The organism is Enterobacter sp. KBR-315C3_2022, from assembly GCF_041399425.1.
Classification (GTDB): domain Bacteria; phylum Pseudomonadota; class Gammaproteobacteria; order Enterobacterales; family Enterobacteriaceae; genus Enterobacter.
Genome location: NZ_JBGKEB010000019.1, coordinates 38,802 through 61,027, shown reverse-complemented (window position 1 = coordinate 61,027; position 22,226 = coordinate 38,802). Strand labels below are relative to the sequence as shown.

The window sequence follows — 22,226 nt, the reverse complement described above, 5'->3', positions numbered from 1 at the left end:
ATCGATGTGAAAGTACTTACCGTATTTGGCACCAGGCCGGAGGCCATCAAGATGGCACCTCTGGTTCATGCGCTAGCCAGAGATCCTGATATTGACGCAAGGGTGTGCGTTACCGCGCAGCATCGTGAGATGCTCGATCAGGTCTTAACTCTCTTTTCTATCGTCCCGGATTACGATCTTAATATTATGAAACCGGGGCAGGGGTTGACGGAGATCACCTGCCGTATTTTGCAAGAGCTCAAGCCGATTCTGGAATCCTTCAAGCCCGATGTGGTGCTGGTGCATGGTGATACCACCACCACCGTGGCGACCAGCCTGGCCGCATTTTATCAGCGCATTCCCGTTGGTCATGTCGAAGCGGGCCTGCGCACCGGCAACCTCTATTCACCGTGGCCGGAAGAGGCCAACCGCACGCTCACCGGCCATCTGGCGATGTTCCACTTCGCGCCAACGGAAAATTCTCGCCAGAATTTGCTTCGCGAAAATATCTCCGATAAGCAAATCTTCGTCACCGGGAATACGGTGATCGACGCGCTGATCTGGGTGCGCGACCGGGTGCTGTCCAGTGACGATCTTAAGGCCGAGCTCGCCGCCCGCTATCCGTTTTTGAACAACGGTAAGAAGACGATTCTGGTGACGGGCCACCGCCGCGAAAGCTTTGGCCGCGGCTTCGAGCAGATTTGCCACGCGCTGGCGGACATCGCCGCCAACAATAAAGATGTGCAAATCGTCTATCCGGTCCACCTCAATCCTAACGTCAGCGAGCCGGTGAACCGCATTCTGGGACACGTTGAAAACGTGCTGCTGATTGAACCGCAGGACTACATGCCGTTCGTCTGGCTGATGAACCACGCCTGGCTGATCCTGACGGACTCCGGCGGCATTCAGGAGGAGGCACCTTCTCTCGGCAAGCCGGTGCTGGTCATGCGTGAAACCACAGAGCGCCCGGAGGCGGTAAAAGCCGGTACGGTGCGCCTGGTGGGCACGGACAAGCAGCGTATCGTCGACGAAGTAACGCGCCTGCTGCACGATGACGATGAGTACCAGGCGATGAGCCGGGCCCATAACCCGTACGGCGATGGGCAGGCTTGTGAGCGTATTTTGCATGCACTTAAACACAATCGGGTAACGCTATGAGTTTTACTACCATCTCTGTCATTGGTCTTGGCTACATTGGGCTGCCTACCGCGGCGGCCTTCGCCTCTCGTCAAAAGCAGGTTGTGGGCGTGGACATCAACGCGCGCGCGGTGGAAACCATCAATCGTGGTGAAATTCATATCGTGGAGCCGGATCTCGATCGCGTGGTGAAAGAGGCCGTTGACGGCGGTTTTCTGCGCGCCAGCACGACACCGGTCGAAGCCGATGCCTACCTGATTGCCGTTCCGACGCCGTTCAAAGGCGACCACGAGCCCGATATGGCCTTCGTGGAGGCCGCGGCAAAATCCATTGCGCCCGTACTAAAGAAAGGCGCGCTGGTGATTCTGGAATCCACCTCGCCGGTGGGCGCGACGGAGCAGATGGCGCAGTGGCTGGCCGATGCGCGTCCCGACCTGACCTTCCCGCAGCAGGCGGGTGAACAGGCGGATATCAACGTCGCCTACTGCCCCGAGCGCGTTCTGCCGGGCCAGGTGATGGTGGAATTGATTAAGAACGACCGCGTGATCGGCGGCATGACGCCGGTGTGCTCCGCGCGCGCCAGCGAGCTGTACAAGATTTTCCTTGAAGGCGAATGCGTGGTGACCAACTCCCGCACCGCCGAAATGTGCAAGCTGACGGAAAACAGCTTCCGCGACGTCAATATCGCCTTTGCGAATGAACTGTCGCTGATTTGTGCCGATCGCGGGATTAACGTCTGGGAGCTGATTAGCCTGGCGAACCGCCATCCGCGCGTGAACATCCTGCAGCCGGGCCCGGGCGTGGGCGGACACTGCATCGCCGTCGACCCGTGGTTTATTGTGGCGCAGAACCCGGAGCAGGCCCGCCTGATCCGCACCGCGCGCGAGGTTAACGACAGCAAGCCGCACTGGGTGCTGAATCAGGTTAAGGCTGCGGTAGCGGACTGCCTTGCCGAAAGCGGCAAGCGCGCCAGCGAGCTGAAAATCGCCTGCTTCGGCCTGGCGTTCAAGCCGAACATCGACGATCTGCGCGAAAGCCCGGCAATGGAAATTACCGACGCGATCGCAGGCTGGCACAGCGGTGAAACGCTGGTGGTTGAGCCGAATATCCATGCGCTTCCGGCGACGCTGGCAGATAACTGCACGCTTACCGCGCTCGACGACGCGCTGGCGACGGCGGATGTTTTGGTGCTGCTGGTGGATCACAAAGAGTTTAAAGCAACGCCTGCCGATGCCGTTTCGCAGAAATACGTCGTTGATACCAAAGGCGTCTGGCGTTGAGTGACCTGAACGGCGTGCTGGAACCCCTTCAGTGGGAAAGCGCCTTTTTTGCCGTTCCTTCGGCCATCGTGCGCCTGCGCGAGGAGGCTCCCGCGCTTTCCGAGGCTGACCTTTCAGCCTGGCAGCGCGTGCAGGCTAAAATCCCCGCGGGCCGCGCCGATCTGCTGGACGCGCTGCAGCGGCGGGGCTTTCAGCTGGTTGAGGGCGAGGTCGATCTCTCCATCGCGGTGGGCCAACACGCGTCGCCCGGTGCGGAAATTGCTACAGAGCAGGACATCGCCGTACTGCGCCAGTTGGCGGCAGAGGCGTTTGCCCAGAGCCGCTTTCGCGCGCCCTGGTACGCGCCGGCGGACAGCGGCCGCTTCTACGCCCAGTGGATAGAGAATGCGGTCAAGGGCACGTTCGATCACGTTTGTCTCGTTTTTCGCGCAGAGGGTAGCCACATCAGCGGGTTTGTTTCCCTGCGCAAGCTGAATGAACGCGAGGCCCGCATTGGGCTTTTGGCCGGGCGCGGCATGGGCGAAAAGCTCATGCAGGCGGCGCTGCGCTGGGCGCAACAGCAACATCTTTCGACGCTGCGGGTGGCGACCCAGATGGGCAACACCGCCGCGCTTAAACGTTATATCGCGAGTGGCGCCAACGTTGATGCCACCGCCTACTGGTTATACAGGTGACAAGATGATCCCCTTTAATGCGCCTCCCGTTGTGGGAACAGAACTCGACTATATGCAGTCAGCCATGGGCAGCGGCAAGCTCTGCGGGGACGGCGGGTTTACCCATCGCTGCCAGCAGTGGATGGAGCAGCGTTTTCACAGCGCCAAGGTGCTGCTGACGCCGTCCTGCACCGCCTCGCTGGAGATGGCGGCGCTGCTGCTGGACATCCAGCCCGGCGATGAAGTGATCATGCCAAGCTACACCTTCGTCTCCACGGCGAACGCCTTTGTCCTGCGCGGAGCCAAAATCGTGTTCGTGGACGTGCGTCCGGACACCATGAACATCGATGAGACCCTGATTGAAGCGGCGATCACCGAGAACACCCGGGCGATTGTGCCGGTCCACTACGCGGGCGTCGCTTGCGAAATGGACATCATCATGGCGATTGCCAAAAAGCACGACCTGTTCGTGGTGGAAGACGCCGCGCAGGGCGTGATGTCCACCTACAAAGGACGCGCGCTGGGCACCATCGGCCACATCGGCTGCTTTAGCTTCCATGAAACCAAAAACTACACGGCGGGCGGTGAAGGCGGTGCGACGCTGATTAACGACCGCGCGCTGGTGGAGCGCGCGGAAGTGATCCGCGAAAAAGGTACGAACCGCAGCCAGTTCTTCCGCGGTCAGGTGGACAAATACACCTGGCGCGATATCGGCTCAAGCTACCTGATGGCCGACCTGCAGGCCGCGTACCTGTGGGCGCAGCTGGAAGCCGCCGAGCGCATCAATCTTCAGCGCCTGTCCCTGTGGCAGACCTACTACGACGCGCTGGAGCCGCTGGCGAAAGCCGGACGTATCGAGCTGCCTACCGTTCCGGCCGACTGCGTGCATAACGCCCACATGTTTTACATCAAGCTGCGCGATAACGACGATCGCAGCGGGCTGATCGCCTGGCTGAAAGAGGCGGAGATCATGGCGGTATTCCACTACATTCCGCTGCACTCCAGCCCGGCAGGCGAAGCGTTTGGCACGTTTGCGGGTGAAGATCGCTATACCACGAAAGAAAGTGAGCGCTTACTTAGATTGCCACTGTTCTACAACCTCGCGCCGGTTAACCAGCGCACGGTGATCAATACCCTCCTGAGCTACTTCGGCTGATATGTCACTGGCAAAAGCATCGGTGTGGACCGCCGCGTCCACGCTTGTAAAAATTGGTGCCGGACTGCTGGTCGTCAAGCTGTTGGCCGTCTCCTTTGGCCCCTCAGGCGTTGGGCTGGCGGGCAACTTTCGCCAGCTGGTGACGGTGCTGGGCGTTCTGGCGGGTGCCGGTATCTTTAACGGCGTAACCAAGTACGTGGCGCAGCACCATGACGATCCCGGCAAGCTCCGCGCCGTCGTGGGAACGTCATCCTCCATGGTGCTGGGCTTTTCCACGCTGCTGGCGGTGGTCTTTTTGCTGGCGGCAGCGCCGATAAGCCAGGGGCTGTTTGGCCACACGCACTATCAAGGCCTGGTGCGGCTGGTTGCGCTTGTTCAGATGGGGATCGCCTGGGCGAACCTGCTGCTGGCGCTGATGAAAGGCTTCCGCGACGCGGCCGGAAACGCGCTGGCGCTGATCCTCGGCAGCATTATTGGCGTAATCGCCTACTACTTCTGCTACCGCCTCGGCGGCTATGAGGGCGCGCTTCTGGGCCTGGCGCTGGTGCCTGCGCTGGTGGTCATTCCCGCCGCGTTTATGCTGATGCGCAGAGGCGATATCCCGCTGCGCTATCTCAAGCCGCAGTGGGACAAGGTGCTGGCGGGGCAGCTGGGTAAATTTACCCTGATGGCGCTCATTACGTCCGTCACGCTGCCTGTCGCCTACGTGATGATGCGAAACCTGCTGGCGGCGCACTACAGCTGGGATGAGGTGGGAATTTGGCAGGGCGTAAGCAGCATTTCTGACGCCTACCTCCAGTTTATCACCGCGTCCTTTAGCGTCTGGCTGCTGCCGACCCTATCGCGCCTTGTCACAAAGCAGGATATTACCCGCGAAATCCTCCGCTCCCTGCGCTTTGTTTTACCGGCGGTAGCGGTGGCGAGTTTTACCGTCTGGCTGCTGCGCGACGTGGCGATCTGGCTGCTCTTTTCGGCGAAGTTTACCGCCATGCGCGACCTCTTTGCCTGGCAGCTGGTCGGGGATGTACTGAAAGTAGGTGCTTACGTTTTCGGCTATCTGGTGATTGCCAAAGCGTCGCTGCGGCTGTATATCCTCGCAGAGGTGAGCCAGTTTGCGCTGCTGACGGCGTTCGCCCACTGGCTGATCCCGGCGCACGGCGCGCTGGGCGCCGCTCAGGCCTACATGGCAACCTATATCGTTTATTTCGCTGCCTGCTGCGGCGTATTTTTACTTTGGCGTAAACGCGCATGACTGCACTGATTCACATACTGGGTTCGGATATTCCACACCATAACCAGACCGTGCTGCGGTTCTTCAACGACGAGCTGGCGTCCGGCTCGTCTGATGCGCGCGAGTTTATGGTGGCAGGCCAGGATAACGGACTGAGCGCGGCGTGCCCGGCGCTGAACATCACCTTCTGGCCGAACAAAGCGGCGCTGGCGAAGGCGGTTGTCGCGAAGGCAAAAGCCAATCGCTCGCAGCGCTTCTTTTTCCACGGCCAGTTCAATACCGGCCTGTGGCTGGCGCTGCTGAGCGGCGGGATCAAGCCTTCGCAGTGCAGCTGGCACGTCTGGGGAGCCGATTTGTATGAAGTCTCCCGCGGCTGGAAATTCCGCCTCTTCTATCCCCTGCGCCGCATGGCGCAGGGGCGCGTGGGCCGCGTGTTCGCCACCCGTGGCGATCTCAATTACTTTGCAAAACAGCACCCCAACGTGCGCGGCGAGCTGCTCTATTTCCCGACCCGCATGGACCCGGCGCTGAACGCGATGGCGAACGATTCGCAACGTGAGGGCAAGCTGACGATTCTGGTGGGGAACTCCGGCGATCGCAGCAACGAACACGTCGCGGCGCTGCGCGCGGTCCATCAGCAGTTTGGCGATACGGTCAACGTGGTGGTGCCGATGGGCTACCCGGCCAACAACGACGCTTATATCGACGACGTGCGCCAGCAGGCGCTGACGCTTTTCAGCGAAGAGAACGTGAACGTTCTGCGCGATAAGCTGGCGTTTGACGATTACCTCGCGCTGCTGCGCAGGTGCGATCTCGGCTATTTTATCTTTGCCCGCCAGCAGGGGATTGGCACGCTGTGTCTGCTCATACAGGCTGGCGTGCCGTGCGTCTTGAATCGCGAAAACCCCTTCTGGCAGGATATGGCTGAACAGCACATTCCGGTGCTGTTTACGTCCGACGCGCTGAACGTTGAGGTCGTGCGTGAAGCGCAGCGTCAGCTGGCGCTGGTGGATAAGAACGCCATCGACTTCTTTAGCCCGAACTACCTTACGCCGTGGCACCGCGCGCTGCGTATCGCCTCAGGAGAGACGGCATGAGCCAGTTGCAATTTAGCGGCCTGCTGGTGGTGTGGCTGCTGAGCACGCTGTTTATCGCCACGCTGACGTGGTTTGAGTTTCGCCGCGTGCGATTTAACTTCAACGTCTTCTTCTCGCTGCTGTTTCTGCTCACCTTTTACTTCGGCTTTCCGCTAACCAGCGTCCTGGTTTTCCGCTTTGACGTAGGCGTTGCGCCGCCGGAAATCCTTCTGGAAGCGCTGCTGTCGGCCACCTGCTTCTACGCGGTGTACTACGTCACCTACAAGACGCGGCTGCGGTCCGTTAAGGAGACGGCGCACCGAAGGGCGCTGTTCACCATGAACCGGGTAGAGACGCACCTGACGTGGGTGATGCTGATGACCATCGCGCTGGTGAGCGTGGGCGTCTTCTTCATGCACAACGGTTTTCTGCTGTTTAAGCTCCAGTCCTACAGCCAGATTTTTTCCGCCGAAGTGTCCGGCGTGGCGCTCAAGCGCTTCTTCTACTTCTTCATTCCGGCGATGCTGGTGGTCTTCTTCCTGCGACAGGACAGCAAGGCCTGGCTCTTTTTCCTGGTCAGCACCGTCGCGTTCGGCATCCTCACCTACATGATCGTCGGCGGCACGCGCGCCAACATCATTATCGCCTTCGCCATTTTCCTGTTTATCGGCATCATTCGCGGCTGGATCTCTCTGTGGATGCTGGCGGCGGCGGGCGTGTTTGGCATCGTGGGCATGTTCTGGCTGGCGCTCAAGCGCTATGGGCTGAACGTGGCCGGTGACGAGGCGTTCTACACGTTCCTCTACCTGACGCGCGACACCTTCTCGCCGTGGGAAAACCTGGCGCTGCTGCTGCAAAACTACGACAAAATTGACTTCCAGGGGCTCGCGCCCATCGTGCGCGACTTCTACGTCTTTATCCCGACCTGGCTGTGGCCGGACCGTCCGGGCGCGGTGCTCAACACCGCGAACTACTTCACCTGGGAAGTGCTGAATAACCACTCCGGGCTGGCGATTTCGCCGACGCTGATCGGCTCGCTGGTGGTGATGGGCGGCACGTGGTTCATCCTGCCGGGAGCCGTTGCCGTGGGGCTGATCATCAAATGGTTCGACTGGCTCTACGCGCTCGGCAACCGGGAGACGAATCGCTACAAGGCGGCAATTTTGCACAGTTTCTGTTTCGGTGCCATTTTCAATATGATCGTCCTGGCGCGCGAGGGGCTGGATTCGTTCGTTTCGCGCGTCGTTTTCTTTATGGTGGTTTTTGGCATCTGCCTGCTGCTCGCCAAGCTGCTGTACTGGCTGTTTGAGAGCGCAGGGCTTATCCACAGACGCGAGCCACGGGGCAGCACAACGCTGTCGCAAGTCTGAGTAAGGATCGTAATGACTGACACAACCTCCGCACCGCGCTACGCGCTGCGCGGCCTGCAGCTTATTGGCTGGCGCGATATGCAGCACGCGCTCGATTATCTGTTTGCCGACGGAGAGATGAAATCGGGCACGCTGGTGGCGATCAACGCGGAAAAGATGCTGGCGGTAGAAGATAACGCCGAGGTGCGAAGCCTGATTGAAGCGGCCGAGTTTAAGTACGCGGACGGCATTAGCGTGGTGCGGTCAATCCGCAAAAAGTATCCCGGCGCTAATGTTTCACGCGTGGCCGGAGCCGACCTGTGGGAAGAGCTGATGGCGCGCGCCGGAGCGGAAGGGACGCCGGTTTTCCTGATCGGCGGCAAGCCTGACGTGCTTGCACAAACCGAGGAGAAGCTGCGTCGTCAATGGAATGTTAACATCGTGGGCAGCCAGGACGGTTACTTCAAACCGGAAGACAAGCAGGCGCTGTTTGAACGCGTGCGCGACAGCGGGGCGAAGATTGTCACCGTGGCCATGGGCTCGCCGCGCCAGGAGATCCTGATGCGCGATTGCCGCCTTGTTAGCCCGGATGCGCTCTACATGGGCGTTGGCGGCACGTATGATGTCTTCACCGGCCACGTTAAGCGCGCGCCGAAGATATGGCAAAAGCTGGGACTGGAGTGGCTCTACCGTCTGCTGTCCCAGCCGACGCGAATCAAACGACAGATCCGCCTGCTGCGCTACCTAAGCTGGCACTACACCGGAAAAATGTAATCAAAATGTAGCGCGATATGCTACTCGCGCTGCAACTCCCCTGCAAAACTGCTGCGTTTATGTGCAATGCATTCATTTTTTTAATGCATCGTTTGCCATTTCCCCGATTTTGCGAAACCATTCGCTCCGTATTTCAGTACCCCCTAAAAACAATAACCGGCAAAAGCCGGTAAACAGCAAACACAACCGAGGATTTATGGCAGAGAAAAAACCGGAGCTCCAGCGTGGTCTGGAAGCTCGACACATTGAATTGATCGCGCTGGGCGGCACGATCGGCGTGGGCCTGTTTATGGGTTCCGCAAGCACGCTCAAATGGGCAGGGCCTTCCGTTTTACTGGCGTATATCATCGCCGGGCTGTTCGTTTTCTTCATCATGCGCTCGATGGGCGAAATGCTGTTTATGGAGCCGGTGACCGGTTCTTTCGCCGTTTACGCGCACCGCTATATGAGCCCCTTCTTTGGCTACCTCACGGCCTGGTCGTACTGGTTTATGTGGATGGCGGTCGGCATCTCGGAGATCACCGCGATAGGGGTCTACGTGCAGTTCTGGTTCCCGGACATGGTCCAGTGGATACCCGCGCTGATTGCCGTTGGCCTGGTGGCGCTCGCCAACCTCGCGGCGGTGCGCCTTTACGGTGAAATCGAGTTCTGGTTCGCGATGATCAAAGTCACCACCATTATCGTGATGATTATCGTTGGCCTGGGCGTGATCTTCTTTGGCTTTGGCAACGGCGGCCATTCGATTGGCTTTGGCAATCTGACCGAGCACGGCGGCTTTTTCGCGGGCGGCTGGAAGGGCTTCCTGACGGCGCTGTGCATCGTGGTGGCGTCCTACCAGGGCGTTGAGCTGATCGGCATTACCGCCGGTGAAGCGAAGAACCCGCAGGTCACGCTGCGCAGCGCGGTGGGCAAGGTCCTGTGGCGCATCCTGATTTTCTATGTGGGCGCGATCTTCGTCATCGTCACTATTTTCCCATGGAACGAAATCGGCACCACCGGCAGCCCGTTTGTGCTCACCTTTGCGAAGATTGGCATCACCGCGGCGGCAGGTATCATCAACTTTGTCGTCCTGACGGCAGCGCTCTCCGGCTGTAACAGCGGGATGTACAGCTGCGGGCGCATGCTCTACGCGCTCTCCAAAAACAACCAGCTGCCGGCGGCAATGAGCAAAGTCTCGCGCGCGGGCGTCCCGGTGGCGGGCGTGGCGGTATCGATTGTCATTCTGCTGATCGGCTCCTGCCTGAACTACATTATTCCTAATCCGCAGCGCGTGTTTGTGTACGTCTACAGCGCCAGCGTGCTGCCGGGCATGGTGCCGTGGTTCGTGATCCTGATTAGCCAGCTGCGCTTTCGTCAGGCGTACAGGCAGGCGATTGCCAGCCACCCGTTCCGCTCGATTTTATTCCCGTATGCAAACTACATGACGATGGCCTTCCTGATTTGCGTATTAATCGGGATGTACTTTAATGAAGATACCCGCATGTCGCTGTTTGTCGGGATTATCTTCCTCGCCGCCGTGACGGCTGCGTACAAGCTTTTTGGCCTGGGCCGCCGCGCCTCGACGCAGAAAGTGGAGGATTAAGCGGCAAAATGTGCAAACCATAACCAAACGCGCATTTTTTTCTAAAAAGCACTAGACAGCGGGGACGGAGGTACGTAATATCCAGCCCCGCAACGGCGCTAAGCGCCCGTAGCTCAGCTGGATAGAGCGCTGCCCTCCGGAGGCAGAGGTCTCAGGTTCGAATCCTGTCGGGCGCACCATTAACCCGGTGCTGGAGCTGCGGTGGTCTGAGAAGTAGTCAGTACCGCGTGAAAGAATACAGTGGTGGCTATAGCTCAGTTGGTAGAGCCCTGGATTGTGATTCCAGTTGTCGTGGGTTCGAATCCCATTAGCCACCCCATTATTTGAAAGAGTTGTGAATTGCGAAGGTGGCGGAATTGGTAGACGCGCTAGCTTCAGGTGTTAGTGTTCTTACGGACGTGGGGGTTCAAGTCCCCCCCCTCGCACCACGACTTTTTAAATGAATTGAACTAAAAATTCAAAAAAGCAGTACATCGGCGAGTAGCGCAGCTTGGTAGCGCAACTGGTTTGGGACCAGTGGGTCGGAGGTTCGAATCCTCTCTCGCCGACCAATTTTGAACCCCGCTTCGGCGGGGTTTTTTGTTTTCTGCAATTCCCTGTCTTTGTAGCTTCCTCACGACAACACGCTTTCTCCATGTCGCATTTCGGTGACACTTAACTTATTGTTATAAAAGTTAATATTATTTATGCGCGTTTATTGTCTCCAGATGGCGACGTTTAGACGCGGTACTCGGCGCGATCGGGCGCTTAAGACGGTGCTTAACCGCAAAATTTCCTTTTATCTTAAAATGTTGCGCGATGTAAAAGTTCTGCGTGTTAAGTTGGCACGTTACGTGCAATAATATACGCGTAGATGCTCATTCCATCTCTTATGTTCGCCTTAGTGCCTCATAAACTCAGGAATGACGCAGAGCCGTTTACGGTGCTTATCGTCCACTGACAGATGTCGCTTCGGCCTCATCAAACACCATGGACACAACGTTGAGTGAAGCACCAAATATGTTGTCTTATAGACCTGTTTTAACGCCTGCTTTTATAGCAGGCGTTTTTTTATGGGCAAAAAAAGGAGGCCTTCTGGCCTCCTTAGTGTTTACGGCTGGTTACCGTTGTTCTGCAGCGTTAGCAGGAGCCCGTCGCGCCGCATAGCGGCGGCCTCTTCGGGCTTGTGCTGCTTATCCAGCGAATCCGCAAGCCAGGCGTAATCGTACGCGTCAGGACGCTGCTTCAGCGCCGCGCGGAAGGCGAGGCTCGCCTCCTGCCATTCGCCGTGCTTCATCAGGGACTGGCCGAGCGTGCTCCACAGCAGCGGGCGATCGCCCACGGTTTTGATTTGCTGACGCAGCGCTTTTTCGATTTGCTCTGGATTGTTGGTTTTCAGGCGCGGGATCACCATTACCAGACGATCGTCGTACTGGCGCTTCAGGCCGTCGAGCACGATCTCCTGAGCGGTGTCATGATCGTCACATTCAATCAGATGTTCCGCCATGGCCACCTGCAGCGGAACCTGCTGGCGCGTTTTGCGGCTCTGATTCTTCCACCAGGTTTTCAAACCGTCGCTGCCCAGATCGGCTCGCGCCTGATCCATCAGGCCAATCCACGCCATGCGCTGCAGCTCGTCACGGTGCTCATCATCGCCCACGTCGGCTTTCGCCATGGACGGAATGATGTCCAGCAGCGAGCCCCACGCGCCGGTGCGGATGTAGGCCTGCTCGGCAAGGCGCAGCACTTCCGGATGGCGCGGGGTGATCTCCAGCAGGCGATCGACGCCGTGGCGCGCCGCGTGGTTTTCGTTACGCGCCAGCTGAAGGCGAACGCGGGTGATCTCAACCGGAATCGGATCTTTCGTGGACAGCTCGGACGCGCGCTCAAGGTGCTGATTCGCGCGGGCTTCATCGCCGCGCTGCTGCGCGGCTTCCGCGGCCAGCAGATAGTTCACCACCGGCTGCTCGGCATGGTCGGCATTTTTCGACATCAGCTTTTCAACCTGCTGATAATCGCCTTCGGCCAGCTTAAGCAGCGCCTGTTCGGTCTGCTTGCGGGCGCGGCGACGCTTGCGGCCCACGAACCAGCCGCGGGTATGCGCGCCGGTGCGGAAGAGGCGGCGCAGGATCCACTCAATAGCAAACAGCACGACCACGCCGAGAATCAGAACGATGACCAAACCCGTCACGCTGGTTTCGATGTTGTAGTTATCGGTCTGGATCAGCACGTAGCCCTGATGGCCGGCAAGCATCGGGCCGAGGACGATCCCGGCGATAAGCAAGATAAAGAGGAAGAGAACTTTAAGCATCGTTACTCTCCTTGTGGCGCTTCAGGTGCTACGGCTGGCGCTGCAGCCTGAGGCTCTGCCGGAACGCCCGGCTGCGCCAGCAGGTTACGCACGCGGGTCTGCATCAGCTTTTCCAGAATCGGCTGGCTGACCAGCTTGTCCGGCACACTCATGGTGATGTTTTGCTGGCTCAGCTTGTCGATATCTTCCAGGAACGCGGTCGTGGTGGCGTCGTCGGTGTTGTAATACGCGCGCACCCACGTCGAGACGTTATCCAGCGCCTGCTTGTAGGTCTCTTCCTGATGGCGCGGCACGGCCTGCGCGGCGACCAGCAGGCGAGAGCGGATGTTTTCGCGCAGATAGATATCCTGATTTGGCGCGAGCAACGGCACGGCGGTCTCGTCGCGGCGGCGAATGGTGATGAAGCTGTCCATAAAGTTCTGCCAGCTTTTTTGCAGGTTGATGCGCCACTCGCTCAGCGAGCTGGAAAGCTCGGTGCCGTCAGAGTCCATCGGGGAGTCGTCGTCGTTGTTATCCGCCAGCTGGAGGTTATCAATCTGGTTTGAAAGCTGGTTAACCTTGAGGATGATGCCGTCGTAATCCACCTGCGAAACCGCAGACAGGCTGGCGATATCTTCGGTGATGGCGCGGCGTGCGTTGATCAGGCTTGGGTCATTCATATCCGCCAGGCTGGCGTCGGCGCTTTTCAGCAGCGCGGCGGCGGTGGTTACGTCCTGATCGCTCCAGAGCTTACGCCCGGCGAGCTTAACCAGAAAATCCGCCTGCGAGAGCAGCCAGGTTTTGGCGTCGGTGCCGGAAATGGTCGCAACCTTTTGCTGAACCTCGTCGAGCTGTTTCGTCAGCGCCTGCTGCTTCGCGTTCGCGTCAGCCAGCTCGGCGGCCTGCTGCTTGATCACGCCTTCCAGCTCGGATTTTTGCGTCTCCTGCGCTTTCTGCAGGGCGGTGATTTGGTTGACCAGCGCATCGCTGGTCGCCGTCTGGTTGGTGCCCTGTTGCTTCACCAGGCCGTACAGGCCGACGCCTGCCGCCAGCGCAATGGCGATGGCAATCGCACTCAGCGCGAGGCTGGTTTTACTGCCGCCGTTTTTCTTCTCAACGGTTTTCTCAGTCGTTTCTGGCTGCGGCGTAATGTCCGCAGTTTCCCTGGTCTCTTCAACCACGGCGGAGGATTTTTCGTGTTCCGTCATTATGGCTTCCCATTTGAGAGTTATTGTAATGCGCGCAGCAGCGCATCGTTGTCGGCGTTATCAGCGATCCGAATATCCTGCCAGCCCAGTTCCCGGGCGAGGTTCGCCAGACGCTCGCTGACGACCAGAAGCCGACAGCGGAGTAACCAGTTTTCACGATACCATTGCGGAACAAGCGCCCAAAGCTGCTGCAGCATTTCACCGCTGGTCACCACCAGGGTAGAAATGCCGCGCGCCTGCCAGCGCATGGCCTCCTGTGCGCCATCGTAGTGTTTTGCACAGCGCTGATAGCATTCGCAAAACGTTACGTCAGCGCCGCGCTCGCGCAGCGTTTCGCCCAACAGCTCGCGGCCGCCGTTGCCGCGCAGGATCAGCGCGCGCTTGCCGACAAGAGTTTGTAATTCAGGTAATTGTAGCAAGACTTCGCTGATTTCCCGATCCAGCGGGTAACGAACGTCAATTCCGCTGACGGTGTGCAGGGCCAGCGCGGTCGTACGGCCGATGGCGAAATAGCGCGGAGCGGTTGGCCAGCGCATCCCTTCCTGCTGAAGCTGCGCGTGGGCAAACTCCACGGCATGCTGCGACAGGGCGAACAGGAGGTCATCCTCCCGAAGGGCATTCAAACGGTCGGTGAGCATGGCAAGCTCCCGACCGGGGGAAAATTCGATCAGCGGAAAACTCCAGGCCACCTGCCCCAGTGCGCGCAGACGGCTCACTAATTGCTCTCCTGCGGGAGAAGGGCGGGTGACAAGAATGCTCATGCAGGGGGTTCTCCGTTATAAACCTCGGCCAAGATCTCGCGAGCGCCGTTATCCAGCAGCTCTTCAGCCAGCGATACGCCAAGCGCTTCGGCCTCTTCTGGCCTGCCGCGACGCTCGCCGCGCACCATCTGCGTGCCGTCCGGTGCGCCAACCAGCGCGCGCAGCCACAGCTCGCCGTGGGTTAATTCAGCATAGCTGCCAATGGGCACCTGGCAGCCGCCCTCGAGGCGGGTATTCATCGCCCGCTCGGCTTTGACGCGAATTTCGGTCTCGTCGTGATTCAGCGGCGCAAGCAGCGCGCGGGTGCGATCGTCGTCAAGACGGCATTCGATACCCACGGCACCCTGGCCTACTGCCGGCAGCGAGAGCTCCGGCGGCAGCGCGACGCGAATGCGCGACTCCAGCTCCAGACGCTTCAGGCCCGCCACCGCGAGGATAATTGCATCGTACTCGCCGTTATCCAGCTTGCCGAGGCGCGTGCCGACGTTGCCGCGCAGCGAGCGAATCACCAGATCCGGACGGCGCTCTGCCAGCTGGCACTGACGGCGTAAACTCGACGTGCCAACCACGCTGCCCGGCGGCAACGCGTCAAGGGAATCGTACTGGTTGGAGACAAACGCATCGCGCGGATCTTCGCGCTCGCAGATCGTCACCAGCCCCAGCCCTTCAGGAAATTCTACGGGCACGTCTTTCATGGAGTGCACGGCGATATCGGCACGCTTATCAAGCAGCGCCAGCTCAAGCTCTTTGACGAACAAGCCCTTTCCGCCCACCTTTGCCAGCGGCGTATCAAGAATCACATCGCCGCGCGTGACCATCGGCACCAGCTCGACGCGCAGTCCGGAGTGGCAGGCTTCAAGGCGCTGCTTAACATAATGTGCCTGCCAGAGCGCGAGGGGGCTTTGGCGTGTGGCAATTCTCAAAACATTGTCTAACATGCTTGTTACCGTCATTATCAATCGCTAACCATCCTAACATTGTTGACACTCGGATGGCAGTTTTACGGTTGATGAGGCGAGTGAGGGACAGGGCGGCGTTCTCGTCAGCCAAAGCCGTATTCAGGAATTTACACGTACAGAACGGTGCTACACTTGTATGTAGCGCATCTTTCTTTACGGTCAACCGGCAAGGTGTTAAATTGATCACGTTTTAGACCATTTTTTCGTCTGTACCACCATAAAGATAAGGGCGAAAAAGGGTAACGGTTATCTTTTTGAAATACTGCGGGCCTGCTGTTATTCGATTCTGGAATAGCATGTAACGCCCGGAAACATCAGGCGATACGTCTTGTACCTCTATATTGAGACTTTGAAACAGAGACTGGATGCCATCAATCAACTGCGTGTGGATCGCGCGCTTGCTGCCATGGGCCCTGCTTTCCAGCAGGTATACAGTCTGCTGCCGACATTACTGCACTATCACCATCCGCTGATGCCGGGTTACCTTGATGGTAACGTTCCCCAGGGCATTTGCCTCTTCACGCCTGATGAAACTCAACAGCATTATCTCAACGAACTTGAACTCTACCGCGGCATGCCGCCTCAGGTTTCTCCGAAAGGTGAACTGCCGATCACCGGCGTTTACTCCATGGGGAGTACCTCATCGGTAGGGCAAAGCTGTTCGTCTGACCTGGACATCTGGGTCTGCCACCAATCCTGGCTCGATAACGAAGAGCGCCAGCTGCTGCAGCGTAAATGCAGCCTGCTGGAGAGCTGGGCGGCGTCGCTCGGGGTGGAAGTGAGCTTCTTCCTGATCGATGAAAACCGTTTCCGCCATAACGAAAGCGGCAGCCTGGGAGGCGAAGACTGCGGCTCGACGCAGCACATCCTGCTGCTGGACGAGTTTTACCGCACCGCGGTACGTCTCGCCGGCAAGCGTATTCTGTGGAATATGGTGCCGTGCGATGAAGAAGAGCATTACGACGACTACGTGATGTCGCTCTATTCGCAGGGCGTCCTGACGCCGAACGAATGGCTGGATCTGGGCGGCCTCAGCTCCCTGTCCGCCGAAGAGTACTTTGGCGCGAGCCTGTGGCAGCTTTATAAAAGCATCGACTCGCCGTACAAGGCGGTGCTGAAAACGCTGCTGCTCGAAGCCTATTCCTGGGAATACCCAACGCCGCGCCTGCTGGCGAAAGACATTAAACAGCGCCTGCACGACGGAGAGATTGTCTCCTACGGGCTTGATGCCTACTGCATGATGCTGGAGCGCGTCACCGAATACCTGAAAGCCATTGATGACCACACGCGTCTTGACCTCGTGCGTCGATGTTTCTATCTCAAGGTATGCGAAAAACTGAGCCGCGAGCGCGCCTGCGTGGGCTGGCGTCGTGAAGTGGTCAGCCAGCTCGTGAAAGAGTGGGGCTGGGACGAAGAGCGCCTTGCGATGCTCGACAACCGCGCCAATTGGAAAATCGACCAGGTGCGCGAAGCGCACAACGAACTGCTCGATGCCATGATGCAAAGCTACCGCAACCTGATCCGCTTTGCGCGCCGCAATAACCTGAGCGTTTCCGCCAGTCCGCAGGACATCGGGGTGTTGACCCGTAAGCTATACGCCGCGTTTGAAGCGCTGCCGGGTAAAGTCACGCTGGTGAACCCGCAGATTTCGCCGGACCTGTCAGAACCGAACCTGACCTTTATTTTTGTGCCGCCGGGCCGCGCGAACCGCACCGGGTGGTATCTCTACAACCGTGCGCCAAGCATGAACTCCATCATCAGCCATCAGCCGCTGGAATATAACCGCTATCTTAACAAGCTGGTGGCCTGGGCCTGGTTTAACGGCCTGCTGACCTCGCGCACGCGCCTGTTTATCAAGGGCAACGAGGTCGTCGATTTAGCTAAGCTGCAGGAGATGGTCGCTGACGTGTCGCACCACTTCCCGCTGCGCCTGCCTGCGCCAACGCCGAAAGCGCTCTACAGCCCGTGTGAAATTCGCCATCTGGCGATTATCGTCAACCTGGAGTACGACCCGACGGCGGCCTTCCGCAATCAGGTGGTCCACTTTGACTTCCGCAAGCTGGACGTCTTTAGCTTCGGCGAGCAGCAAAACTGCCTGGTGGGCAGCGTCGATCTCCTGTACCGCAACTCGTGGAACGAAGTGCGTACCCTGCACTTCAACGGCGAGCAGGCGATGATCGAGGCGCTGAAAACCATTCTCGGCAAGATGCACCAGGACGCCGCGCCGCCGGACAGCGTGGAGGTGTTCTGCTACAGCCAGCACCTGCGCGGCCTGATCCGTACCCGCGTGCAGCAGCTGGTGTCGGAATGCATCGAGCTTCGCCTCTCCAGCACCCGTCAGGAAACCGGACGCTTTAAGGCGCTGCGCGTCTCTGGCCAGACCTGGGGCCTGTTCTTCGAACGTCTGAACGTGTCGGTGCAGAAGCTGGAAAACGCCATCGAGTTTTACGGCGCGATATCGCACAACAAGCTGCACGGCCTGTCGGTGCAGGTGGGAACCAACCACGTCACGCTGCCGCAGGTGGTGGACGGCTTTGCGAGCGAAGGGATTATTCAGTTCTTCTTTGAGGAGTCGGGGGACGACGCCGGTTTCAACATCTATATTCTGGATGAGACCAACCGCGCCGAGGTCTATCACCACTGTGAGGGCAGCAAAGAGGAGCTGGTGCGCGACGTCAGCCGCTTCTACTCCTCATCCCACGACCGCTTCACCTACGGTTCAAGCTTTATTAACTTCAACCTGCCGCAGTTCTACCAGATCGTGAACGTGGACGGGCGCGCGCAGGTGATTCCGTTCCGCACCCAAACGATCGCGCCGGTTCCCGCAAACCAGGATACCGCACCGCTGCTGCAGCAGTATTTCTCCTGATTTCGTGAGCCCGGTGGCGGCTACGCCTTACCGGGCCTACAACAGCCCGAACCCGTAGGCCGGGTAAGCGCAGCGCCACCCGGCAAAAAAACTACCTGAAACTGACGGTTTCACCCGCCTGCGCCGTCGCCGCCTGCTCCAGCAGATCCCAGAACGTTTCGCCACTGCGGTCGCACACCCACTCGTCACCTTTCAGGTCGAAATGGTAGCCGCCCTGTTTCGCCGCCAGCCATACCTGGTGCAGCGGCTCCTGACGGTTGATGATGATTTTGCTGCCGTTTTCGAAGCTCAGGGTCAGAATGCCGCCGTTGATTTCACAATCGATATCGCTGTCGCCGTCCCAGTCGTCCAGGCGCTCTTCGATGGTCATCCACAGGGTGTCGGCAAGGCGATGAAATTCACTGTCGTTCATGGTTTTGTTCCTTTTTTCGTGATGGCGGCAGTATAACGCTAAATAATTCCCGTTGCAGGAAAGCGGCAAACTCTTGCTTTTGTGTCTTCTCCTGCGATGATAGAAACAGATTTGAACTTACGGGCAACTTTATAATGAAAAACGTCTTCCGAGCGCTTGCCGTTCTTGTCACTCTGTTTAGCCTGACCGGCTGCGGACTCAAGGGACCTCTCTACTTCCCGCCAGCGGATAAAAACGCGCCGCCGCCAACCAGGCCTGTGCAAAGTGGTATTGATTCCACAACGCCGGACACCAACGACCGCGGCGACAACGGCGGCCCGACCCAGGTGAATTACTGACAATTACGTTCTGTACCCGCGAAGTGGAGCAAATGATGCAGTTCTCTAAAATGCATGGCCTGGGCAATGACTTTATGGTCGTCGACGCGGTAACGCAGAATGTCTTTTTCTCTCCGGAGCTGATCCGCCGTCTGGCGGATCGCCACCTTGGCGTGGGTTTTGATCAGCTGCTGGTGGTTGAGCCGCCTTACGATCCTGACCTAGATTTCCACTATCGCATCTTCAACGCGGACGGCAGCGAAGTGTCCCAGTGCGGCAACGGCGCGCGCTGCTTTGCCCGCTTTGTGCGCCTGAAAGGGCTGACCAACAAGCGCGACATCCGCGTCAGCACCGCCAATGGCCGCATGGTGCTGAGCGTCACCGACGATGAGCTGGTGCGCGTGAACATGGGCGAGCCTAACTTCGATCCTTCCGCCGTGCCATTTCGCGCCAACAAAGCGGAAAAGACCTATATCATGCGCGTGGCCGAGCAGACAGTATTGTGCGGCGTCGTCTCGATGGGTAATCCCCACTGCGTGATTCAGGTTGATGATGTGGAAACCGCGGCGGTCGAAAGCCTCGGCCCGGTGCTGGAAAGCCACGAGCGCTTCCCCGAGCGGGCAAACATCGGCTTTATGCAGGTGGTGAAGCGCGAGCACATTCGCCTGCGCGTATTCGAACGCGGCGCGGGTGAAACGCAGGCCTGCGGAAGCGGCGCCTGCGCGGCCGTGGCGGTAGGTATCTCTCAGGGGTTACTGGCAGAAGAGGTGCGCGTGGAGTTACCGGGCGGACGGCTTGATATCGCCTGGAAAGGACCGGGTCATCCACTGTATATGACGGGCCCGGCGGCACATGTCTATGACGGGTTTATCCATCTATGAAACAACCAGGGGAAGAACTGCAGGAAACGGTGACGGCGCTGGACGATGCGGCCGTCGTTGATTATCTGCTGAACAATCCTGAGTTCTTTATTCGCAACGCGCGCGCGGTCGAACAGATGCGCGTGCCGCATCCGGTGCGCGGCACCGTGTCGCTGGTCGAATGGCACATGGCGCGTTCGCGCAACCACATCCATCAGCTCGAAGAGAACATGACGCTGCTGATGGAGCAGGCCAGCAGCAACGAGAGCCTGTTCTATCGCCTGCTGAATTTACAAGCGCGGCTGGCGTCGGCGCACAGCCTGGAAGAGTTCCTCAATCGTTTCCACCGCTGGGCGCGCGAGCTTGGGCTGGCAGGCGCAACGATTCGCCTCTTTCCCGATCGCTGGCGCATTGGCGCGCCGTCCGGCTTTACCCATCTGGCGCTCAGCCGTCAGGCATTCGAACCGCTGCGCATTCAGCGCCTTGGGCATGAACACCACTATCTCGGGCCGCTGAACGGACCTGAGCTGCTGGTGGTGTTGCCGGAAGCCAAAGCGATTGGCTCGGTGGCGATGTCGCTGATGGGCCGCGACGGCGATCTGGGCGTGATGCTTTTTACCAGCCGCGACGCGCATCATTACGAGCCGGGCCAGGCCACGCACCTCTTGCAGGAGCTTGCGCTGATGCTGCCGGAGCTGCTGGAGCGCTGGATTGAACGGATATGACGGACGCGCTGCTTTCAACTGACGTTACGCGGTTCCTGCGCTATCTGGGCGTTGAGCGCCAGCTTAGCCCCCTCACGCTGCTGAATTACCAGCGCCAGCTTGATGCCATTATGCAGATTGCCGACGAGATCGGCCTTAAAAGCTGGGAGCGCTGCGACGCGGCAACGGTGCGCGGTTTTGTCGTGCGCAGCCGTAAAAAAAACCTTAGCCCGGCAAGCCTGGCGCTGCGGCTTTCAGCCCTGCGCAGCTTCTTCGACTGGCTGGTGAGCCAGGGTACGCTCAAGGCCAATCCGGCAAAAGGTATCGCCACGCCTAAGGCCCCGCGCCATCTGCCCAAGAATATCGACGTTGACGACGTGAACCGCCTGCTGGATATCGATCTTAACGATCCGCTGGCCGTGCGCGATCGCGCGATGCTGGAGGTGATGTACGGCGCCGGGCTGCGTCTGTCCGAGCTGGTCAACCTCGATCTCAACCACCTCGATCTTGAGTCCGGTGAAGTGTGGGTGATGGGGAAAGGCAGCAAGGAGCGTCGCCTGCCGATTGGCCGCAACGCCGTTTCGTGGATTGAGCACTGGCTGGATCTGCGCGGGCTGTTTGGCGCGGAGGAGAACGCGCTGTTTCTGTCGAAGCTCGGCAAGCGTATCTCCGCGCGCAACGTGCAGAAGCGCTTTGCGGAGTGGGGCATCAAGCAGGGGCTGAACAGCCACGTCCACCCGCACAAGCTGCGCCACTCCTTTGCGACCCACATGCTGGAGTCGAGCGGCGATCTGCGCGGCGTGCAGGAGCTCCTCGGCCATGCGAATTTATCGACAACTCAAATCTATACCCACTTAGACTTCCAACACCTTGCCTCGGTGTATGACGCGGCGCACCCACGCGCCAAACGGGGGAAATAATGCGTTTTTACCGCCCACTGGGTCAGATTTCTGCAATCACCTTTGACCTTGATGACACCCTTTATGACAACCGTCAGGTGATCCTGCGCACCGAGCAGGAGTCGCTGGCGTTTGTGCAAAACTACCACCCGGCGCTGAAGGCCATGCAGAACAAGGACTTCCATCAGCTGCGCCAGTCCCTGCGTGAAACCGAGCCGGAGATTTACCACGACGTGACCGAATGGCGCCGCCGCGCGGTGGAGCAGGCGATGCTTAACGCCGGGCTGAGCGCGCGCGACGCGGCGATCGGGGCCGAAGCGTCAATGGAAAACTTCGCCAAATGGCGCAGCCGTATCGACGTGCCGCAGGCAACCCACGACACGCTGGCGAAGCTTGCTGAAAAGTGGCCGCTGGTCGCGATCACCAACGGCAACGCGCAGCCGGAGCTGTTTGGCCTGGGCGACTACTTTGAGTTTGTGCTCCGCGCGGGTCCGCACGGGCGCGCCAAGCCGTTCAGCGATATGTACCACCTGGCGGCTGAAAAGCTAAATCTGCCGCTCGGCCAGATCCTGCACGTGGGCGATGACCTGACGACGGACGTCGCGGGCGCCATCCGCTGCGGCATGCAGGCGTGCTGGATCAAGCCGGAAAACGCGGACCTGATGACAACGCAGGACAGCCGCCTGCTGCCGCACATCGAAATTTCGCGGTTGGCATCCCTCACGACGCTGATATAATCACCAGTAATATT

20 protein-coding genes and 4 tRNA genes are annotated in these 22,226 nt (G+C 59.1%); 19 read left to right on the top strand and 5 right to left on the bottom strand.

The genetic code is table 11. The annotated features are described in order from the left end of the window. The first annotated feature begins 6 nt into the window (after positions 1-6). From wecB to AB8804_RS17945, 13 genes are all read left to right on the top strand, one after another. A complete protein-coding gene (gene wecB / locus AB8804_RS18005) occupies positions 7-1,137 on the top strand; it encodes a non-hydrolyzing UDP-N-acetylglucosamine 2-epimerase (RefSeq protein WP_371188587.1) in 1,131 nt (376 codons plus the stop codon). Continuing rightward, the gene (wecC, locus tag AB8804_RS18000; RefSeq protein WP_371188585.1) at positions 1,134-2,396 is read left to right on the top strand and encodes a UDP-N-acetyl-D-mannosamine dehydrogenase; all 1,263 of its coding nucleotides are present in this window, start codon (positions 1,134-1,136) and stop codon (positions 2,394-2,396) included. Before wecB ends, wecC begins: the two co-directional genes overlap by 4 nt. Further along, positions 2,393-3,070 carry a dTDP-4-amino-4,6-dideoxy-D-galactose acyltransferase gene (gene rffC / locus AB8804_RS17995; protein ID WP_371188583.1) on the top strand — a complete coding sequence of 226 codons (678 nt, stop codon included), beginning with the start codon at positions 2,393-2,395 and terminating at the stop codon, positions 3,068-3,070. The genes wecC and rffC overlap by 4 nt, the downstream gene beginning before the upstream one ends. Positions 3,071-3,074: 4 nt before the next feature. Continuing rightward, positions 3,075-4,205, top strand: coding sequence for a dTDP-4-amino-4,6-dideoxygalactose transaminase (rffA, locus tag AB8804_RS17990; RefSeq protein ID WP_371188580.1), 1,131 nt, complete (start codon positions 3,075-3,077; stop codon positions 4,203-4,205). A 1-nt stretch (position 4,206) separates the two neighbouring features. Further along, the gene (wzxE, locus tag AB8804_RS17985) at positions 4,207-5,457 is read left to right on the top strand and encodes a lipid III flippase WzxE (protein WP_371188578.1); all 1,251 of its coding nucleotides are present in this window, start codon (positions 4,207-4,209) and stop codon (positions 5,455-5,457) included. After that, the gene (locus tag AB8804_RS17980; RefSeq protein ID WP_371188576.1) at positions 5,454-6,533 is read left to right on the top strand and encodes a TDP-N-acetylfucosamine:lipid II N-acetylfucosaminyltransferase; all 1,080 of its coding nucleotides are present in this window, start codon (positions 5,454-5,456) and stop codon (positions 6,531-6,533) included. Before wzxE ends, AB8804_RS17980 begins: the two co-directional genes overlap by 4 nt. Further along, positions 6,530-7,882: an ECA oligosaccharide polymerase gene (gene wzyE / locus AB8804_RS17975; protein ID WP_371188574.1), complete on the top strand. Its 1,353-nt coding sequence runs from the start codon at positions 6,530-6,532 to the stop codon at positions 7,880-7,882. The genes AB8804_RS17980 and wzyE overlap by 4 nt, the downstream gene beginning before the upstream one ends. A gap of 12 nt (positions 7,883-7,894) precedes the next feature. Next, complete coding sequence (gene wecG / locus AB8804_RS17970; RefSeq protein ID WP_371188572.1) at positions 7,895-8,635, top strand: lipopolysaccharide N-acetylmannosaminouronosyltransferase; 741 nt, start codon at positions 7,895-7,897, stop codon at positions 8,633-8,635. 196 nt (positions 8,636-8,831) lie between these two features. Beyond that, positions 8,832-10,217, top strand: a complete 1,386-nt coding sequence (locus AB8804_RS17965; protein WP_371188570.1) for an amino acid permease — start codon at positions 8,832-8,834, stop codon at positions 10,215-10,217. 102 nt (positions 10,218-10,319) lie between these two features. Then, a tRNA-Arg gene (locus tag AB8804_RS17960) sits at positions 10,320-10,396 on the top strand. Positions 10,397-10,460: 64 nt separating this feature from the next. Beyond that, positions 10,461-10,536 (top strand) — tRNA-His (locus AB8804_RS17955). A gap of 22 nt (positions 10,537-10,558) precedes the next feature. Further along, positions 10,559-10,645 (top strand) — tRNA-Leu (locus AB8804_RS17950). Between the two features lie 46 nt (positions 10,646-10,691). Then, positions 10,692-10,768 (top strand) — tRNA-Pro (locus AB8804_RS17945). 539 nt (positions 10,769-11,307) lie between these two features. On the opposite strand, the gene hemY is transcribed toward AB8804_RS17945, so the two are convergent. The 4 genes from hemY to hemC are packed head-to-tail and all read right to left on the bottom strand — an operon-like array spanning position 11,308 to position 15,393. After that, on the bottom strand, positions 11,308-12,507 hold the full coding sequence (gene hemY, locus AB8804_RS17940) for a protoheme IX biogenesis protein HemY (protein WP_371188568.1): 1,200 nt from the start codon (positions 12,505-12,507) through the stop codon (positions 11,308-11,310). Positions 12,508-12,509: 2 nt separating this feature from the next. Continuing rightward, positions 12,510-13,694, bottom strand: a complete 1,185-nt coding sequence (gene hemX / locus AB8804_RS17935) for a uroporphyrinogen-III C-methyltransferase (protein WP_371188566.1) — start codon at positions 13,692-13,694, stop codon at positions 12,510-12,512. Positions 13,695-13,714: 20 nt separating this feature from the next. Next, complete coding sequence (hemD, locus tag AB8804_RS17930) at positions 13,715-14,455, bottom strand: uroporphyrinogen-III synthase (protein ID WP_371188564.1); 741 nt, start codon at positions 14,453-14,455, stop codon at positions 13,715-13,717. Beyond that, a complete protein-coding gene (hemC, locus tag AB8804_RS17925; protein ID WP_371188562.1) occupies positions 14,452-15,393 on the bottom strand; it encodes a hydroxymethylbilane synthase in 942 nt (313 codons plus the stop codon). The genes hemD and hemC overlap by 4 nt, the downstream gene beginning before the upstream one ends. A gap of 349 nt (positions 15,394-15,742) precedes the next feature. Between hemC and cyaA the strand changes: the two genes are divergently transcribed. Beyond that, positions 15,743-18,283 (top strand): class I adenylate cyclase, encoded by a 2,541-nt coding sequence (cyaA, locus tag AB8804_RS17920; RefSeq protein WP_371188560.1) that lies wholly within the window; start codon positions 15,743-15,745, stop codon positions 18,281-18,283. Between the two features lie 91 nt (positions 18,284-18,374). Here cyaA and cyaY read toward each other — a convergent pair whose 3' ends face one another. Continuing rightward, positions 18,375-18,695: an iron donor protein CyaY gene (gene cyaY, locus AB8804_RS17915; protein WP_006179235.1), complete on the bottom strand. Its 321-nt coding sequence runs from the start codon at positions 18,693-18,695 to the stop codon at positions 18,375-18,377. Between the two features lie 134 nt (positions 18,696-18,829). On the opposite strand from cyaY, the gene AB8804_RS17910 reads away from it, so the two are divergent. From AB8804_RS17910 to yigB, 5 genes are read left to right on the top strand one after another with little or no spacing between them, the layout of a single operon-like run. Then, a complete protein-coding gene (locus tag AB8804_RS17910) occupies positions 18,830-19,033 on the top strand; it encodes a lipoprotein (protein WP_371188558.1) in 204 nt (67 codons plus the stop codon). A 35-nt stretch (positions 19,034-19,068) separates the two neighbouring features. After that, on the top strand, positions 19,069-19,893 hold the full coding sequence (gene dapF / locus AB8804_RS17905) for a diaminopimelate epimerase (RefSeq protein WP_112012625.1): 825 nt from the start codon (positions 19,069-19,071) through the stop codon (positions 19,891-19,893). Then, positions 19,890-20,597 carry a DUF484 domain-containing protein gene (locus AB8804_RS17900; RefSeq protein ID WP_112012624.1) on the top strand — a complete coding sequence of 236 codons (708 nt, stop codon included), beginning with the start codon at positions 19,890-19,892 and terminating at the stop codon, positions 20,595-20,597. Before dapF ends, AB8804_RS17900 begins: the two co-directional genes overlap by 4 nt. Beyond that, entirely contained in the window at positions 20,594-21,496 is a 903-nt protein-coding gene (xerC, locus tag AB8804_RS17895) for a tyrosine recombinase XerC (RefSeq protein WP_371188555.1), read from the top strand. The genes AB8804_RS17900 and xerC overlap by 4 nt, the downstream gene beginning before the upstream one ends. After that, positions 21,496-22,212, top strand: coding sequence for a 5-amino-6-(5-phospho-D-ribitylamino)uracil phosphatase YigB (gene yigB, locus AB8804_RS17890; protein WP_371188553.1), 717 nt, complete (start codon positions 21,496-21,498; stop codon positions 22,210-22,212). The genes xerC and yigB overlap by 1 nt, the downstream gene beginning before the upstream one ends. Positions 22,213-22,226 lie beyond the last annotated feature (14 nt).